Below are 14,819 nucleotides of genomic sequence, written 5' to 3' on the forward strand. Positions count from 1 at the left end.
GGGCCAACGCCAGCGAGATCGGTGGCGCTTCGCGCTATCGCCGCGTCTTGGCCGCGACATTGGCCGGCGCCGGCGCGCAAGGCGGCATGAAATCGGCGAGCTTCTTCTCATCCGCGCCGGGCGGATGGGCGTCATGGCCGATCAGCAGCGGCAGCCAGCCGAGCCCGTCATCCGCATGCACATAAACGTCGAAAATCACCCCGCCAGCGGGGATTTCCGCGCGGCGGCAATAGAGCCCGCCCTCGAGATCGAGCGCGCCATGGGCTTTCGCGCCGCTCTCGCGCCAGCGCTTTCCCTCCTCCTGCGCGGCGCGAATGGCGGCGAGATCGCGCCTGTCGGCCTCGAAAACCATCAGCCCGCCGTTCGTCGCCGAGTCGAGCCCGGCGAGAATGGGCCGGTCTTCCGCATGGGCGGCGGGGACGAGGCGAATCGTCACCACGCGCTTCGCCGCTTCCTCGCCTTCGCGCCAATAGGTGGCGACGATGCGCGCGCTCGTCGGCGTCGGCTCAAGCCAATCGGGCGCGCGCAAGGCGAGGCGGAGTGGCGCGACATCGGCTGTCGAGAGATCGAAGGAGCGCAGCTTCCATTGTGTGGAGAGCGGAACGCCGTTGCAGGCCGAAAGAAGAAGAGCAGAGGCGAGCGCGAGAGACGGGAGGCCACGGGTCATGGATCGCTTCCTGTTGTTAGATGATATTTTCATGTTTGACATTAAAAATAATATGTGTCAAATTGTTTTCATCGCGCATGTCGGCAATTTTGCCGACGCTGCCGAAAAGGCGAAAAGGATAGAGTTCCATGACCGACGCCACCGCTTTCCAGGACCCGCGTCTTTCCGCGCTGCGGGCGCGCATCGGCTGGATCTGCCAGACGATTCGCGCGCTCGTCATTTTCTTCGCGGCGGCCGATCTGCTCGCTGTGCTGACATTCTGGGCCGACCCCGGAAAGGTCGAGCGCCATTATCGCGAGCTGTTGCAGATCGACGTTTCGGGCGCTTCGCAAAGCCAATATGCGACGGCGACGGCGCTGAGCCTCGTCGTCTGGGTCTTCGTCGCCGTCATCTGCTTTTGCCTGTGGCGCGTGTTCAGCCTCTATCTCGAAGGCGGCGTCTTCTCCGCGGAGGCGGCGCTATGGCTGCGGCGCGCGGGCGTCATCGGTCTGATCACAGTCCTTCTGGACGTGGCGATGCGCTCCGCGATCATTCTGGCCATCGCCTCGCATCTTCCCTATGCGCAGAGCCATCATGGCTACATAAGGCTCGAGGATCTGCTGAACGTCATCTTCCTGCTGATGCTGATCGCCATTGCGCATATCTTCAAGACGGCCGCCGACATCGCCGGCGAGCACGCGCAATTCGTGTGAGCGCCATGGCGATCGTGGTCAATCTCGACGTGATGCTCGCGCGGCGCAAGATGCGCTCGCGCGATCTCGCGCAACGCATCGGCATCGCCGAGCAGAATGTGAGCCTTTTGAAATCCGGCAAGGTGAAAGGAATTCGCTTCGATACGCTGGAGAAGATCTGCGAGGTCTTGGACTGCCAGCCGGGCGACATTCTGGAATATCGCCCGGAGGAGAAAGGGAAGGGAGGTTGATTTGTTGACATTGGCGCGCGTAGCAGTCTCCTGCTACCGCGCGACTTACGGAAGGGGCTCGTTTGCCTCACGTTAGCTTGGTAATAGCATTGCGCCCGATTGTGTAGAGAAAAGCGAATGGAATATCTCGGAAGCCAATTGGAATATTTTGCGGCGAGGTGGTTCGGCACTCTCGCAGTCACGGGGCTTATTTGGGGCGCTGCGACGTACCGCTTTGGGTGGAGGCCAACCCTGTGCATGTCGGTTACGGCCTTTCCCGGCTTCTTGCTGCAAACCGCCGTGATCTTTTTGATATTGGATGCCTCCGTGATCAGAACATTCTACGATATGCCATTCCTTGCAGCGCTCATACGCGCTCTGCCTCTGCTCTTATTAGGGCTGTCAGGAACCCTCATTTATGGATTCCTCTTCAACTGGATTCCTTTTCTCGTGTTCGTTTACCTGCTCATCGGTCGGGCGCGGAGAACAGGACGATGGGATCGATGGAGCGCTTCCTCTATCCTCACATATTCGACGATGCTTTTGAGCTATGTGATGACGCAAGCTTTCTTGAATGCAGAACATTGAGAGCACAATGACGGCCAGAAGCGAACGAGAAGATCAATTATCCGCGGTATATAATTTGGCCGACTTTCGGAGACGTCATGACCGCGGACAATGAGCGAACGGCGAGGCTGGAAACGCGTCTCGGATTGGAGGCGCTGGCCATGATCAAGCGCGCCGCCGAAATCCAAGGCCGCAGCGTCAACGATTTTGTGGTCGTCGCCGCGCAGGAAGCGGCGCTGCGCACGATCGCGGAAACACAGATCATCCGTCTCTCGGTGGAAGATCAGCGGATTTTCGCCGATGCCATCCTCGACCCGCCGACGCCGGCGCCGGGGCTGCTGCGCGCCGCCGACGCCCATCGCCGACTCGTCGAGGCTCCGAAGTGACCGCGGAGTCCCGCTCTCACTTCAAGAACACGTAAATATCCACCTCTAGCCCATCGTCGTCGCTGGTCTTCAGATCGGTGAGATATTCCTCGACGAACAGATTTTTCGTGTCGAGACCCTTCTCGTCCAGAAAGGCGGTGATCGCCTCATAGGTCGAGTCGATCTCCTCATAAGGCCCGCGATGCTGGAATTTCAGCGCCTTGCCGGCAGGCGAGGCCCCGGCCTCGACGCCATGCTCGAATTTGGCCTTGGCCTCGGGCGGGCGCGTCAGCGGCAGCATGGCTTCGAAATGAAAGCCATTGTCATCCGTCTCGGTGAAGGCGACCAGCGGGCGGCCGTCCGCGGTGAGGCCGGCTTTGGAGGCGGCGATGCGCAGGCTGGAAATTGCCTCGGAGAGCGTCTTGAGCCCATCCGTCCATGTGCCCTGGCCGCGCAATTTGAGGACGGGCCGGGCGATGATATCGGTCGCCTGGCCGGCGACGGCGTCGGCTTGCGCCTGGGCCTCCGCCTCGGCCTGAGAGGGCGCGTCGAGGTCGAGCGTCGGCTTCGGCGCGACGGGGCTGTCCGGCGCGGCGGGCGCGGACTTTTGCGGCGTCTCCGCCGCGACCTGCGCGCTCGGCGCCGGAACGACGGCGGTGGGGATGGGCGAAGTGGATGTCGCGCCGAAAAAGGCTCCCGCGACGACGGCGAGAACGGCCAGAACCGCAACAAAGGGCCAAGCGCGCTTCAATCTCTGCGTGAAGCCCTCATCGCTCGAATTGCTCATGGGTCTCGTCCTCTTTGAAAGCGCGGGCGCCGGCCATAGCGTCGCGATTCGATTCTCTATATACGCCTGTAACAGGAAATGAACGGCATGATGACCAGCCCGCTCGCCGGCCTCCCGATCTTTCGCATGAACGGGATCGGCAATGAAATTCTCGTTCTCGACTTGCGCAGCGCGGGCCTCGAGGTCGCGCCCGCCGAGGCGCGCGCCATCGCCCGCGCCCCTGGCCTGCGCTTCGACCAGCTGATGGTCCTGCATGCGCCGCGCCATGCGGACGCGAACGCCTATATGCGCATCTACAATACCGACGGCTCGCTCTCCGCCGCCTGCGGCAATGGCACGCGCTGCGTCGCCTATGTGCTCGGCCGCGCCGGGGAAGGCGAGGCGCTGACGCTGGAGACCGACGCCGGCCCAGTGCGCACATGGCGCGCGGGCGAGACGCGCTTTACCGTCGATATGGGCGCGCCTCGACTCGGCTGGCGGGACATACCGCTCGCCGCCGAAGCCCCCGATACGAGAAATGTGCCGCTCGCGCCTGAAGTCCAGGGGGCGCCCGCCGCCTTTTCGGCTGTCAACATGGGCAATCCGCATGCGGTCTTCTTCGTCGCGGACCCGCTGTCCATCGATCTCGCCACGCTCGGGCCGCAGCTCGAGCATCACCCTCTCTTCCCCCAGCGCGCCAATATCTCCTTCGCGAAGATCGTCGCGCCGGATGAGATTTTGCTGCGCGTCTGGGAGCGCGGCACGGGCGAGACGCGCGCCTGCGGCTCGGCCGCCTGCGCGACGCTGGTGGCGGCCGCCCGCGCCGGCCTCTCCGCCCGCGAGGCCCGCATTCGCCTGCCGGGGGGCGAACTCGTCATCGCCTGGGGGCCGGACGATCATGTGATGATGACCGGCAACGTCGAGCTCGAATTCGAGACGGCGCTGGAAGCCGGCTACTTCGCCGAGCTGGATTCGTGACCGCCGCGGTCGACATCGTCACCTTCGGCTGCCGCCTCAATTACGTCGATTCCGAGCGGCTGCTGCGCGAGGCGCGCGCCGGCGCGCAAAGCGAGCGCGTCATCGTCAATACTTGCGCCGTGACGGCCGAGGCGACGCGCCAGGCGCGGCAGACGATCCGCCGCCTGAGGCGCGAGAGGCCGACGGCCGAGATCGTGGTCGCCGGCTGCGCGGCGCGCATCGACCCCCAGAGCTTCGCGGCAATGGATGGCGTTGCGCGCGTGCTGACCGAGCCGGGCGAGACGCGCGCCGACAGCGCCGCCGAAGGGCAGACGCGCGCCTTTCTCGCCGTGCAGAACGGCTGCGACCATAGCTGCACTTTCTGCATCATTCCCTTGGGCCGCGGCCCCTCGCGCTCGATCGCGCCGGGCGAGGTCGTCGCCGAGGCGCGGCGCCTCGTCGTGAGCGGCAAGCGCGAGATCGTGCTGACCGGCGTCGATCTGACGAGCTACGCCGCCGAGGGAGTTACGCTCGGCGGACTCGCGCGCGCGCTGCTGCGGGAATTGCCGCAGCTCGAGCGGCTGCGGCTCTCGTCCATCGACTGCATAGAGGCCGACGCCGCGCTTTTCGATTGCATGGCCACAGAGCCGCGTTTGACGCCGCATCTGCATCTCTCGCTGCAATCGGGCGATGATCTGATCTTGAAGCGCATGAAGCGCCGCCATTCGCGCGCCGACGCCATCCGCTTTTGCGCCGAGCTGCGCGAAGCGCGGCCGGATATCGTCTTCGGCGCCGATTTCATCGTGGGCTTTCCCACCGAGACGGAAGACATGTTCGCCCGCACGCTCGCTCTCGTCGAGGAGTGCGGGCTGACGCATCTGCATGTCTTCCCCTATTCGCCGCGTCCCGGCACGCCGGCGGCGCTGATGCCGCAGGTGAATGGCGCATTGGTGAAGGAGCGCGCCGCCCGCCTGCGCGCGGCCGGTGACGCGGCGCTCATCCGCCATCTCGACGCGCAGATCGGCAAGACATTGCGCGTGCTGACGGAAAAGGGCGGCATGGCAAGAGCCGAAGATTTCACGGCCCTGCGCACGCCCGGCGCCGAGGCGGGGCGCATGCTGGATATGCGCGTGACGGGGCATGACGGGAAAGCGTTGAGCGGGCGATTACTCTAGCCCGCGAACAGAGATGGCGCGCATAGCTGCCGCTAGGAAATTTTGCGCTTCCAATAAGCGTCGTCCGCTGCGAGCCGAACGCGATTCCAAATTTCATCGCTCATCTGGAACCGGCACGCACCGCCGAGGACCCAAGCCATTCGGCGATCTAGGTGCGCTTCGCTTTCAAACCTATCGATAAAGTCCCGGCCATGGAACGAGAGCAAATCTTCGACTGGACCTGCGGCAAGCGCCCCGCATGCTGCCTGCGCTTCCGTCGCGGCTTCGCCGTAAAAATCTGCCTCCGGGTAGGCTTTCACGACCAATATGATCGTGTCCCACGTGAGTTCCGGCTCCTCTCGCGGGAAGTCCGACAACAAAAACTGCGCTAGACCGTTCGACAGGTCACTTCCAACATTCCCTCGGCAGGCTATCCAATCGGCTGCAAGCTCATTCGGCGTGGGATTCGCCCAAGTCATATACCATTCCTCCGCTCGCGACCGCGTGCTGCTTCAGCCATTCATTCAGGCGGCGCTTGTCGCAATCGAAGGTCCGAAAATCATGCTTGGTCGGATCGACCCGCGCGGGCGCATGAAATATTGGCCGGCGCTCTACCTTTCCCATAGAGGTTTCTTCTTCAGTAGGGCTCTCGGCTCGTCATTGGGCCGCGGAGGCCGATCCAGCGCGGCTTCGAACTCCGCGAAGTCTTTTTCATTCAGCACGAACAGACATTGGTCGAGCCATATGTCGACGGCATGCCGTCGAGCGCTTTCCTCGATGAGCTCGCTGCGCATCGTTGCCGACATGCGCACATTCACTGTGGAAGCATGTCGTTCTTCGGCCGGTGCTTCGGCCTGCTTCGACGCCTCGGTCGGCATTCGGCGCTCCTTTACGATCAGCCTAATGAAAGCGCGAGCAGAGACAACGTCAACACAAAATGACATTTCTCACGGCGCCGTATAAACGATCCGATACACCGCCCCATTCTGGTCGTCCGTCACCAGCAGCGAGCCGTCCGGCAGCTCCGCCACATCCACGGGCCGGCCGAGATATTGCGGATCGCCATTGTTCCAGCCTTCCGCGAAAGGCTCGCTGACGCCGCGCTTTCCCTCCGGGCCGACGCGGGTGAACATCACGCGCGCGCCGACCGGCATGGTGCGGTCCCAGGAGCCGTGCTGCGCCGAGAAAATCCCGCCGCGATAATAGGGCGGGAAGGCCGAGCCGCGGTAGAAGATCATGCCGAGATCGGCGGCGTGCGGCGCCTCCTCCACTTGCGGAAAGACGACGCCCTCCGGCGGCGCATCGCGCGAATATTCGTAAGTGCGCACATGGCCGCCGCCATACCAGGGAAAGCCGAAATGCAGTCCCGCCCGCGGCGCGCGATTCAGTTCGCCGGGCGGCGTGTCGTCGCCCATGCGATCCACCTGATTGTCGGTGAACCAGAGCGTTCCATCGGCAGGATCGAAATCCATGCCGACGGAGTTGCGAACGCCCCGCGCGAAAACCTCGCGGCCGGAGCCGTCGCGATTCATGCGGATAATTCCGCCTATGCCGATGCGCTCATAGAGCTCGAGCTTGTCGCGCGGCGTGACATTATAGGGCTGGCCCAGCGAGACATAGAGCTTGCCGTCCGGCCCGACGCGACAGATGCGCGTCGTGTGATTGGCGCTCTGCTCGGCGACGGGGATGAGCCCGCCCTGCGGCGCGAGGCTGCGCGCATCCTTCCAGGCGAGTCGGCGCCAGTCCCTCTCGGCTGAAGCAAAGCTCGAAATGCGATTCTGTTCCACGACGAACAATGTTCCCTCCGCGTCGAAGCAGAGCCCATGCGGAATGACGAAAGGCGCATCGGCGGCGAAAGTCTCGACCGAGGCGGCGCGCTCGCCGCCCGGAATCAGCACATGAATGCGACTCGCATCCGTGCCGACGAAAATCGCCTCGCCGCCCGGACCGATGGCGAGCGTGCGCGCATGCGGAACCAGAGCATAGAGGGAAATGGAAAACCCCTCCGGCAGCTGAATGCGGCGCAGGTCTTTCTCGATCTGCTTCGCCTCGTCCTGCGCCGAAGGCGCCGCATAGGCGCCCAGCGAGGCCGTCGCGCATAGGAAAAGGCAAAGGAGGCGTCGGGCGATCATCGGAGAGTCTCCGGGCGGCTTTCGGAGAGATAGGGGCGCAGGCCGCCGCGGCGCGAGAAATATTTATCCCGGGTATTATTGACTCTGATAATTTAACCTGGGTATAAATTGCATATGGAAAAAGACGCTCTCTCCCGCCTGTCGCGGCCCTGCGCCGCTTTCGCCGACGGCCGCATTCTGGCGGCCGGCCCGCTGGTCGAGGTCGCCTTGGCGGTGAAGAACGCCGATGCGGCCGATGGTTATGTCCTCACTTTCGACGACGCCACCGGCGAGGTGGTCGATCTCGATCTGCGCGGGGCAAAGCCTGAGATCATCGCGCGGCTCGCCGCCGCCCCTCCCGGCAGAGAGCGCAGCGACTCCGCTCCGACGGAGGGCGCCGAGGAAGCCGCGCGCGGTCGCGGACGGCCCAAGCTCGGCGTTGTCGCGCGCGAGGTCACGCTGCTGCCGCGCCATTGGGACTGGCTCGCCGCGCAGCCGGGCGGCGCTTCGGCGACGCTGCGCCGCCTGGTCGAGACCGCGCGACGCGAGGGCGGGGCGGAGAGCCATAAGCGCGAGGCGCGCGAGGCCGCCTATCGATTCCTCTCCGCAATAGCGGGAAATCTTCCCGGCTATGAGGAGGCGTTGCGCGCGCTCTTCGCCGGCGATGCGGCGCGATTCGAATCGATCATGGCCGATTGGCCCAAGGATGTGCGCGCCTATGCTCTGCGCCTCGCCGAAGCGGGCGGCGCGTGAGCGAGACTCCCGGCTTGCAATGGCCGGATCGCGAGCGCATGTAAAACGCGCGACATCCGCTTCCGGCGACGAGGATTTCAATGCCGCTTTACGCCTATAGCTGCAATTCCTGCGACAAAGAATTCGAGACATTGGTGCGCTCGGACGAAATTCCCGCCTGTCCGGCCTGCGGCGGCGTCGAATTGACGCGCCAGCTCTCGCTGATCGCCAAGCCGGCGAGCGGCGGCGAGACCGAAGCCTCCTGCGCCTCCATGGGCGGAGCGGGCGGCTGCGGAGCCTCCTGCCCCGCTTTCGCCGACTGCGGCTGAGCGCGAATTTCAGACGTCTCGCCGCGAATAGTTCTATATCGGCGGTTGACTTCGCCGAGGAGAGTGAGATTCTTTCGGCGTCGGCCCTCCGCCGGGTAGCCCCGGGGGAAATGACGGCTCACGCCGCTTTCTCTCGCGCAACGGATCGGATCGGAAGACGATCTATTTCATCCTGAAGGGAGAACATCCATTCGCCGTCCAATGAAGAGCACCGCGGCCCCACAGAAGGAGGGTCCGCGCATCAACCGGGAGATTCGCGCGCGCGAGGTGCAACTGATCGACTCGGAAGGCAAGAACCACGGCGTGGTTCCGTTTCTCGACGCCCTCTCTCTGGCGGAGACGGCAGCGCTCGATCTCGTCGAGATCGCGCCCAATTCCGAGCCGCCGGTCTGCAAAATTCTCGATTACGGCAGATTTCGATTTCTCGAGCAGAAAAAGGCCGCCGAGGCCCGCAAGAAGCAGAAGATCGTCGAGGTCAAGGAAATCAAGCTCCGTCCCGGCATCGACGAGCACGACTATGATGTGAAGATGAAAGCCGTGCAGCGCTTCTTCGAGGAGGGCGACAAGGTCAAGGTCACATTGCGTTTTCGTGGTCGCGAGATCGCGCATCAGGATATCGGCTACCGTCTGATGACGCGCGTCAAGGCGGAGACGGCGACCATCGCCAAGGTCGAGCTCGAGCCGTCCATGGAAGGCCGGCAGATGATCATGGTGCTGGCGCCGCGCTGACGCGGCTTCGGGCGGGGCCTCGATCCGCACTTGCCGAGGCCGCGTCTTTCAGTCTTTGTTGTCTTTCATGTCCAATGTCTCCCTCCGCGCGATTCTCTCCGGCGCGGCGCTTCTTTCGGCGCTCCCCGCCACGACCGGCGCCATCGCTCAGATGGCGCTGCCGGGCGCGGTCGCGCCGGCGCCGGCGGGTTCTGTCGCGGCCCCCGTCGAGCCGGGCGCCAAGCCCAAGCCGCGCGCCGCCGTGACGCCTGTCGCGCCCAAGCCGCCGAGCGAGGAGACGATCGTCGGACGCATCCTCTATCAGGATGGCGAGGCGCGCGGCTCGATCGAGCTGCAGAGGCATGCCGGCGCGCTCGAGGTCGCGCGGCTGTCGCTGGTCGGCGATCGGCTGACGCGCTCTGGCGAGACCTGCCGAATAGAAGTGTCCGAGCCTTTGCGGCTGACGGGGCGTCAGACGACCAGCGGGCTTCATCGCTATGAGGTGGAGTTTCCCGCCTGCCCCTTCGGCTTCGACGCGCTGGATGGCGCGATTCTGGTCAGCTCCGAAGGCAGGGCGTGCGAGCTGAAGCAGGCCGATTGCCGCGCCGACCCCAATGGGCTCTGGGGCATGGGCGCCGGCGAGCTCGACCCCAAGCGCGCCGAAGAGATGCTGAGCATGCGCGCCCGCATCGAGCAGACGGTGCGCAACGACTACAAGGCGCTCTACGACAAGATGAAATCCGAGAAGGCCCAGCGCAAGGAGCTCGTCCGCGAGCAGGCCGGCTTTTCCGCGCGCCGCGAGGAGATTTGCCGCTCCTATGTGCAGGAGGCGGATTTCGGCTATTGCGCGCTGCGCGTGACGGAAGCCCGCGCCCTCACGCTCGGCACGCAGCTGGCGAGCGGCTTTAAAAAGACAGCGGAAGCCGAGGGGAAGAAGAAGAAGCGCTGAGGCCTGTATTTGCGCGCAAAAGGCTCGGCGCGAATCCTTCTGCCACTTGTGGAAGAATGGGGCCCGGCCCGCGCGAGCCGCGGGCTTCGGCCGGGTCGGATGCGGGCGCCGCCCATTTTCCGCGCATGACGCAGCTTCGAATCCGCCCGAAACAGCTTTGATACGGAATGAAAAAAAGGCCGCCGATCACTGGCGGCCTTTTTCATTATGCGCTGGCCTCTCCCTCTCCTCTGTGGAGGAGAGGGAGAGAAAGCGTTTCGCCTCACTCCGCCGCGGCGGGCGGCAGGCGCGGAGTCGTCGGGCGCGTCTCCGCTTCGGCGGCGCGCTGCGTGATGATGAGATCGTCGCGACCCGTTGCGATGCCACGGAATTTCGCCATGGCCGCGCCCGTGCCCGCCGGGATCAGCCGGCCGACGATGACATTCTCCTTGAGACCGACCAGCGGATCGACCTTGCCATTGACCGCCGCCTCGGTGAGCACGCGCGTCGTCTCCTGGAAGGAGGCCGCCGAGAAGAAGGAGCGCGTCTGCAGCGAGGCCTTGGTGATGCCGAGCAGAACCGGCGTGCCGTGAGCCGGCTTGCCGCCCTCCTCGAGCGCCTTGGCGTTGGCCTCCTCGAGCTCGGTGAGATCGACCTGCTCGCCATCGAGGAAGCCGGTGTCGCCCGCATCGACGATATCGACCTTCTGCAACATCTGACGCACGATCACCTCGATGTGCTTGTCGTTGATGTTGACGCCCTGCAGTCGGTAGACCTCCTGAATCTCATTGACGAGGTAAGCCGCCAGCTCCTCCACGCCCTTGATCGCCAGAATGTCGTGCGGCGCCGGATTGCCGTCGACGATATAGTCGCCCTTCTCCACGACGTCGCCGTCCTGGAGATGGATGTGCTTGCCCTTGGGGATCAGATATTCGACCGGATCCGCGCCTTCCTCATGCGGAACGATGGAGAGGCGCTGCTTGTTCTTATAGTCGCGGCCGAATTGCACCGTGCCGGAGATCTCCGCGATGATCGCGTGATCCTTGGGACGGCGCGCCTCGAACAGCTCGGCGACGCGCGGCAGACCGCCGGTGATGTCGCGGGTCTTCGCGCTTTCGAGCGAGATACGCGCGACGATGTCGCCGGCCTTGATCTGCCCGCCCGGCTCGACCGCGATGATCGAGTCGACCGGCAGAGTGTAGCGGGCGTCGCCGCCGCGCTGCAGCTTGATCACCTTGCCGTCGGCGCCCTTGATGACGATCGCGGGCTTGAGGCTCGCCGATCGCGTGTTGAGACGCCAATCCATGACGACGCGCTTGGTGATGCCCGTCGATTCGTCGGCCGTCTCCGACACCGACTGGCCTTCGACCAGATCCTCGAAGCCGATGGCGCCGTCCACCTCGCTGACGATGGGACGCGTATAGGGGTCCCATTCCGCGATGCGGTCGCCGCGCTTGATCTTGTCGCCTTCGTCCACTTTCAGCCGCGCGCCATATTGGATGCGGTTGACGGCGCGCTCGACGCCGTCCGGCCCGACGATCACCGCCGCGACGTTGCGCGCCATGACGATGAGATCGCCATCCGAGTTGCGCGCGACATGGCGGTTGCGGATATGCACCGTGCCTTCGAAGTTGGACTCGATGAAGGACTGGTCCGCCAGCTGCGCAGCGCCGCCGATGTGGAAGGTGCGCATGGTGAGCTGCGTGCCCGGCTCGCCGATCGACTGCGCCGCGATGACGCCGACCGCCTCGCCCATGTTGACGGGCGTGCCGCGGGCGAGATCGCGCCCGTAGCATTTGCCGCAGACGCCATTTTTCGACTCGCAGGTCAGCACCGAGCGGATCTTCACCTCCTGAATGCCGGCGGCGTTGATCGGCTCGATATGCCACTCCTGAATCATCTCGCCGTTGGGGACGATGATCTTGCCCTGCTGATCGCGCAGATCCTCCGCCGCGGTGCGGCCGAGAATGCGCGAGGTAAGCGAGGCGACGACCTGACCGGCGTCGATGATCGCCCGCATGCGAATGCCCTTCTCGGTGCCGCAATCGACCGTGGTGATGATCGAATCCTGCGCCACGTCGACGAGACGACGCGTGAGATAGCCCGAGTTCGCGGTCTTCAACGCCGTGTCCGACAGGCCCTTGCGCGAGCCGTGGGTGGAGTTGAAGTATTCGAGAACGGTGAGGCCTTCTTTGAAGTTCGAGATGATCGGGGTCTCGATGATCTCGCCCGAGGGCTTGGTCATGAGGCCGCGCATCGCCGCGAGCTGCTTCATCTGCGCGGGCGAGCCGCGGGCGCCCGAGTGGGACATCATATAGATGGAGTTGATCGGCAGATCGCGGCCGTGCTCGTCCTTGCGGACGGTGGAGATGCGGATCATCATCTCCTCGGCGAGCTTCTCCGAGCACTTCATCCAGGCGTCGACGACCTTATTGTATTTCTCGCCCTGGGTGATGAGGCCGTCGTTGTACTGCTGCTCGTACTCCTTGGTCGCGCTGCGCGTCTCGGTGATGATGCGCTCCTTCGTCTCCGGGATGACCATGTCATCCTTGCCGAAGGAGATGCCCGCCTTGAACGCCTCGCGGAAGCCGAGGGCCATGATGCGATCGCAGAAGATGACCGTCTCCTTCTGACCGCAATTGCGGTAGACGGTGTCGATCATGTTGGAGATTTCCTTCTTCGTCATCAGTCTGTTGGCTGCGTCGAAGGGAATCTTGGGGTTGCGCGGCAGCAGCTGGCCGAGGATCAGCCGGCCGGGCGTCGTGTCGAAGATTTTCGACACGCGCTCGCCCTTCTCATTATAGGTCCAGGCGCGGCCCTTGATCTTGGTCTGAAGCGTGATCGACTTGGCGGCGAGCGCATGCTCGATCTCGCCCTGATCGGCGAACATCATGCCTTGACCCGGCTCGCCGTCTCGCTCCAGCGACAGATAATAGAGGCCGAGAACAATGTCTTGGCTCGGCACGATGATCGGCTGACCATTGGCCGGATGCAGGATGTTGTTCGTCGACATCATCAGCACGCGCGCCTCGAGCTGCGCTTCCAGCGACAGCGGGACGTGCACGGCCATCTGATCGCCGTCGAAGTCGGCGTTGAACGCCGCGCAGACGAGCGGATGCAGCTGGATCGCCTTGCCCTCGATCAGCACCGGCTCGAAGGCCTGAATGCCGAGGCGATGGAGGGTCGGCGCGCGATTGAGCAGCACCGGATGCTCGCGGATCACCTCGTCGAGGATGTCCCACACCTCCGGCTTCTCTTTCTCGACCAGCTTCTTGGCCTGCTTCACCGTGGCCGAATGGCCCTTCGCGTCGAGGCGCGAATAGATGAAGGGCTTGAACAGCTCGAGCGCCATCTTCTTCGGCAGGCCGCATTGATGGAGCTTGAGCTCCGGGCCGACGACGATGACCGAGCGGCCGGAATAGTCGACGCGCTTGCCGAGCAGATTCTGACGGAAGCGGCCCTGCTTGCCCTTCAGCATGTCGGCGAGCGACTTCAGCGGACGCTTATTGGCGCCGGTGATGACGCGGCCGCGGCGGCCATTGTCGAACAGAGCGTCGACGGCCTCCTGCAACATGCGCTTCTCGTTGCGGATGATGATATCCGGCGCGCGCAGCTCGATCAGCCGCTTCAGGCGATTGTTGCGATTGATGACGCGGCGATAGAGATCATTGAGATCGGAGGTCGCGAAACGGCCGCCGTCGAGCGGAACCAGCGGACGCAGGTCCGGCGGGATGACCGGGACTTCCTTCAAGATCATCCACTCCGGCTTATTGCCGGACTGGATGAAGGCCTCGATGATCTTCAGGCGCTTGGCGAGCTTCTTGGGCTTGAGCTCGGTGGTGGCCTCGGCGATCTCCGTGCGCAGGCGCGCGGCGATGCCCTCGAGATCCATCGATTCGAGAATCTTGCGGATCGCCTCGGCGCCGATCATGGCGGTGAAGTGGTCCTGCCCATATTCGTCCTGGGCGCGCAGATATTCGTCCTCGGTCAGGAGCTGACGCTCCTTCAAGGGCGTGAGGCCCGGATCGATGACGATATAGGACTCGAAATAGAGGATGCGCTCGAGGTCCTTCAGCGTCATGTCGAGCAGAAGGCCGATGCGCGAGGGCAGCGACTTCAGGAACCAGATGTGCGCGACCGGAGCGGCGAGCGAGATATGGCCCATGCGGTCGCGGCGCACGCGCGCCAGCGTGACCTCGACGCCGCATTTCTCGCAGATGACGCCCTTGTATTTCATGCGCTTGTACTTGCCGCACAAGCACTCGTAATCCTTGATCGGACCGAAGATGCGGGCGCAGAACAGGCCATCGCGCTCCGGCTTGAAGGTCCGGTAGTTGATCGTCTCCGGCTTCTTGATCTCGCCGAACGACCAGGAGAGGATTTTCTCCGGGCTCGCGATCGAAATCTGAATCTGATCGAACGCCTGCGGCTGGACGACCGGATTGAAGAGATTCATGACCTCTTGCTGATTCATGGTCTTCTCCTAGAGACGCAGGACGGATGAAGCGCGCTCGCCTCGCGATGTCTCTCCGCTACGTCCATAAATCTTCAAGTGCGCGTCCCCTCTCCCACTTGTGGGAGAGGGTGGCCCGACATCAGTCGGGTCGGGTGAGGGTCCAAGGGTTCGCGCGCGG

The 14,819-nt window shown here is 64.0% G+C and carries 16 protein-coding genes; 10 read left to right on the plus strand and 6 right to left on the minus strand.

The genetic code is table 11. The features are described 5' to 3' along the window. Positions 1-34 precede the first annotated feature (34 nt). The gene (locus GYH34_RS01825) at positions 35-667 is read right to left on the minus strand and encodes a hypothetical protein (protein WP_161912109.1); all 633 of its coding nucleotides are present in this window, start codon (positions 665-667) and stop codon (positions 35-37) included. A 128-nt stretch (positions 668-795) separates the two neighbouring features. Here GYH34_RS01825 and GYH34_RS01830 point away from each other — a divergent pair, with 128 nt between their 5' ends. The 4 genes from GYH34_RS01830 (at position 796) to GYH34_RS01845 (ending at position 2,521) form a co-directional block, all read left to right on the plus strand. After that, positions 796-1,359, plus strand: coding sequence for a DUF2975 domain-containing protein (locus GYH34_RS01830; RefSeq protein ID WP_161912110.1), 564 nt, complete (start codon positions 796-798; stop codon positions 1,357-1,359). A gap of 5 nt (positions 1,360-1,364) precedes the next feature. After that, positions 1,365-1,589 (plus strand): helix-turn-helix transcriptional regulator, encoded by a 225-nt coding sequence (locus GYH34_RS01835; RefSeq protein ID WP_161914839.1) that lies wholly within the window; start codon positions 1,365-1,367, stop codon positions 1,587-1,589. A gap of 117 nt (positions 1,590-1,706) precedes the next feature. Next, complete coding sequence (locus GYH34_RS01840; RefSeq protein WP_161912111.1) at positions 1,707-2,156, plus strand: hypothetical protein; 450 nt, start codon at positions 1,707-1,709, stop codon at positions 2,154-2,156. Between the two features lie 77 nt (positions 2,157-2,233). Beyond that, on the plus strand, positions 2,234-2,521 hold the full coding sequence (locus GYH34_RS01845) for a DUF1778 domain-containing protein (protein WP_161912112.1): 288 nt from the start codon (positions 2,234-2,236) through the stop codon (positions 2,519-2,521). Positions 2,522-2,537: 16 nt separating this feature from the next. On the opposite strand, the gene GYH34_RS01850 is transcribed toward GYH34_RS01845, so the two are convergent. Further along, positions 2,538-3,287, minus strand: coding sequence for a GyrI-like domain-containing protein (locus GYH34_RS01850; protein ID WP_161912113.1), 750 nt, complete (start codon positions 3,285-3,287; stop codon positions 2,538-2,540). A 90-nt stretch (positions 3,288-3,377) separates the two neighbouring features. Between GYH34_RS01850 and dapF the strand changes: the two genes are divergently transcribed. After that, positions 3,378-4,244 (plus strand): diaminopimelate epimerase, encoded by an 867-nt coding sequence (gene dapF / locus GYH34_RS01855; RefSeq protein WP_174242432.1) that lies wholly within the window; start codon positions 3,378-3,380, stop codon positions 4,242-4,244. Next, on the plus strand, positions 4,241-5,398 hold the full coding sequence (locus tag GYH34_RS01860) for a MiaB/RimO family radical SAM methylthiotransferase (protein ID WP_161912115.1): 1,158 nt from the start codon (positions 4,241-4,243) through the stop codon (positions 5,396-5,398). Before dapF ends, GYH34_RS01860 begins: the two co-directional genes overlap by 4 nt. A 32-nt stretch (positions 5,399-5,430) precedes the next feature. On the opposite strand, the gene GYH34_RS01865 is transcribed toward GYH34_RS01860, so the two are convergent. The 3 genes from GYH34_RS01865 to GYH34_RS01875 all read right to left on the minus strand — a co-directional run bounded on the left by GYH34_RS01865 (position 5,431) and on the right by GYH34_RS01875 (position 7,509). Continuing rightward, positions 5,431-5,856: a DUF6869 domain-containing protein gene (locus GYH34_RS01865; RefSeq protein WP_161912116.1), complete on the minus strand. Its 426-nt coding sequence runs from the start codon at positions 5,854-5,856 to the stop codon at positions 5,431-5,433. Between the two features lie 132 nt (positions 5,857-5,988). Continuing rightward, complete coding sequence (locus tag GYH34_RS01870) at positions 5,989-6,255, minus strand: DUF1778 domain-containing protein (RefSeq protein ID WP_161912117.1); 267 nt, start codon at positions 6,253-6,255, stop codon at positions 5,989-5,991. A gap of 69 nt (positions 6,256-6,324) precedes the next feature. Next, positions 6,325-7,509, minus strand: coding sequence for a PQQ-dependent sugar dehydrogenase (locus tag GYH34_RS01875; protein ID WP_161912118.1), 1,185 nt, complete (start codon positions 7,507-7,509; stop codon positions 6,325-6,327). A gap of 114 nt (positions 7,510-7,623) precedes the next feature. Between GYH34_RS01875 and GYH34_RS01880 the strand changes: the two genes are divergently transcribed. From GYH34_RS01880 to GYH34_RS01895, 4 genes are all read left to right on the plus strand, one after another. Then, positions 7,624-8,241 (plus strand): DUF2239 family protein, encoded by a 618-nt coding sequence (locus tag GYH34_RS01880; protein WP_161912119.1) that lies wholly within the window; start codon positions 7,624-7,626, stop codon positions 8,239-8,241. A gap of 80 nt (positions 8,242-8,321) precedes the next feature. Beyond that, positions 8,322-8,549, plus strand: a complete 228-nt coding sequence (locus GYH34_RS01885) for a zinc ribbon domain-containing protein (protein ID WP_018267531.1) — start codon at positions 8,322-8,324, stop codon at positions 8,547-8,549. 201 nt (positions 8,550-8,750) lie between these two features. Further along, positions 8,751-9,278: a translation initiation factor IF-3 gene (gene infC, locus GYH34_RS01890; RefSeq protein WP_018267530.1), complete on the plus strand. Its 528-nt coding sequence runs from the start codon at positions 8,751-8,753 to the stop codon at positions 9,276-9,278. Positions 9,279-9,345: 67 nt separating this feature from the next. Beyond that, positions 9,346-10,206, plus strand: a complete 861-nt coding sequence (locus GYH34_RS01895) for a hypothetical protein (RefSeq protein ID WP_244635224.1) — start codon at positions 9,346-9,348, stop codon at positions 10,204-10,206. 262 nt (positions 10,207-10,468) lie between these two features. On the opposite strand, the gene rpoC is transcribed toward GYH34_RS01895, so the two are convergent. Further along, positions 10,469-14,659: a DNA-directed RNA polymerase subunit beta' gene (gene rpoC / locus GYH34_RS01900; protein WP_161912120.1), complete on the minus strand. Its 4,191-nt coding sequence runs from the start codon at positions 14,657-14,659 to the stop codon at positions 10,469-10,471. Positions 14,660-14,819 lie beyond the last annotated feature (160 nt).

This window comes from Methylosinus sp. C49, from assembly GCF_009936375.1.
In the GTDB taxonomy this organism is placed as follows: domain Bacteria; phylum Pseudomonadota; class Alphaproteobacteria; order Rhizobiales; family Beijerinckiaceae; genus Methylosinus.

Bases quoted from the DNA above. Each gene is read 5' to 3' on its own strand.
- rpoC (WP_161912120.1), bottom strand. From the start codon at position 14,659: ATGAATCAGCAAGAGGTCATGAATCTCTTCAATCCGGTCGTCCAGCCG.
- GYH34_RS01840 (WP_161912111.1), top strand. From the start codon at position 1,707: ATGGAATATCTCGGAAGCCAATTGGAATATTTTGCGGCGAGGTGGTTC.
- GYH34_RS01825 (WP_161912109.1), bottom strand. From the start codon at position 667: ATGACCCGTGGCCTCCCGTCTCTCGCGCTCGCCTCTGCTCTTCTTCTT.
- GYH34_RS01875 (WP_161912118.1), bottom strand. From the start codon at position 7,509: ATGATCGCCCGACGCCTCCTTTGCCTTTTCCTATGCGCGACGGCCTCG.
- GYH34_RS01830 (WP_161912110.1), top strand. From the start codon at position 796: ATGACCGACGCCACCGCTTTCCAGGACCCGCGTCTTTCCGCGCTGCGG.
- GYH34_RS01845 (WP_161912112.1), top strand. From the start codon at position 2,234: ATGACCGCGGACAATGAGCGAACGGCGAGGCTGGAAACGCGTCTCGGA.
- infC (WP_018267530.1), top strand. From the start codon at position 8,751: ATGAAGAGCACCGCGGCCCCACAGAAGGAGGGTCCGCGCATCAACCGG.
- GYH34_RS01865 (WP_161912116.1), bottom strand. From the start codon at position 5,856: ATGACTTGGGCGAATCCCACGCCGAATGAGCTTGCAGCCGATTGGATA.
- GYH34_RS01885 (WP_018267531.1), top strand. From the start codon at position 8,322: ATGCCGCTTTACGCCTATAGCTGCAATTCCTGCGACAAAGAATTCGAG.
- GYH34_RS01835 (WP_161914839.1), top strand. From the start codon at position 1,365: ATGGCGATCGTGGTCAATCTCGACGTGATGCTCGCGCGGCGCAAGATG.
- GYH34_RS01870 (WP_161912117.1), bottom strand. From the start codon at position 6,255: ATGCCGACCGAGGCGTCGAAGCAGGCCGAAGCACCGGCCGAAGAACGA.
- GYH34_RS01880 (WP_161912119.1), top strand. From the start codon at position 7,624: ATGGAAAAAGACGCTCTCTCCCGCCTGTCGCGGCCCTGCGCCGCTTTC.
- dapF (WP_174242432.1), top strand. From the start codon at position 3,378: ATGACCAGCCCGCTCGCCGGCCTCCCGATCTTTCGCATGAACGGGATC.
- GYH34_RS01895 (WP_244635224.1), top strand. From the start codon at position 9,346: ATGTCCAATGTCTCCCTCCGCGCGATTCTCTCCGGCGCGGCGCTTCTT.
- GYH34_RS01850 (WP_161912113.1), bottom strand. From the start codon at position 3,287: ATGAGCAATTCGAGCGATGAGGGCTTCACGCAGAGATTGAAGCGCGCT.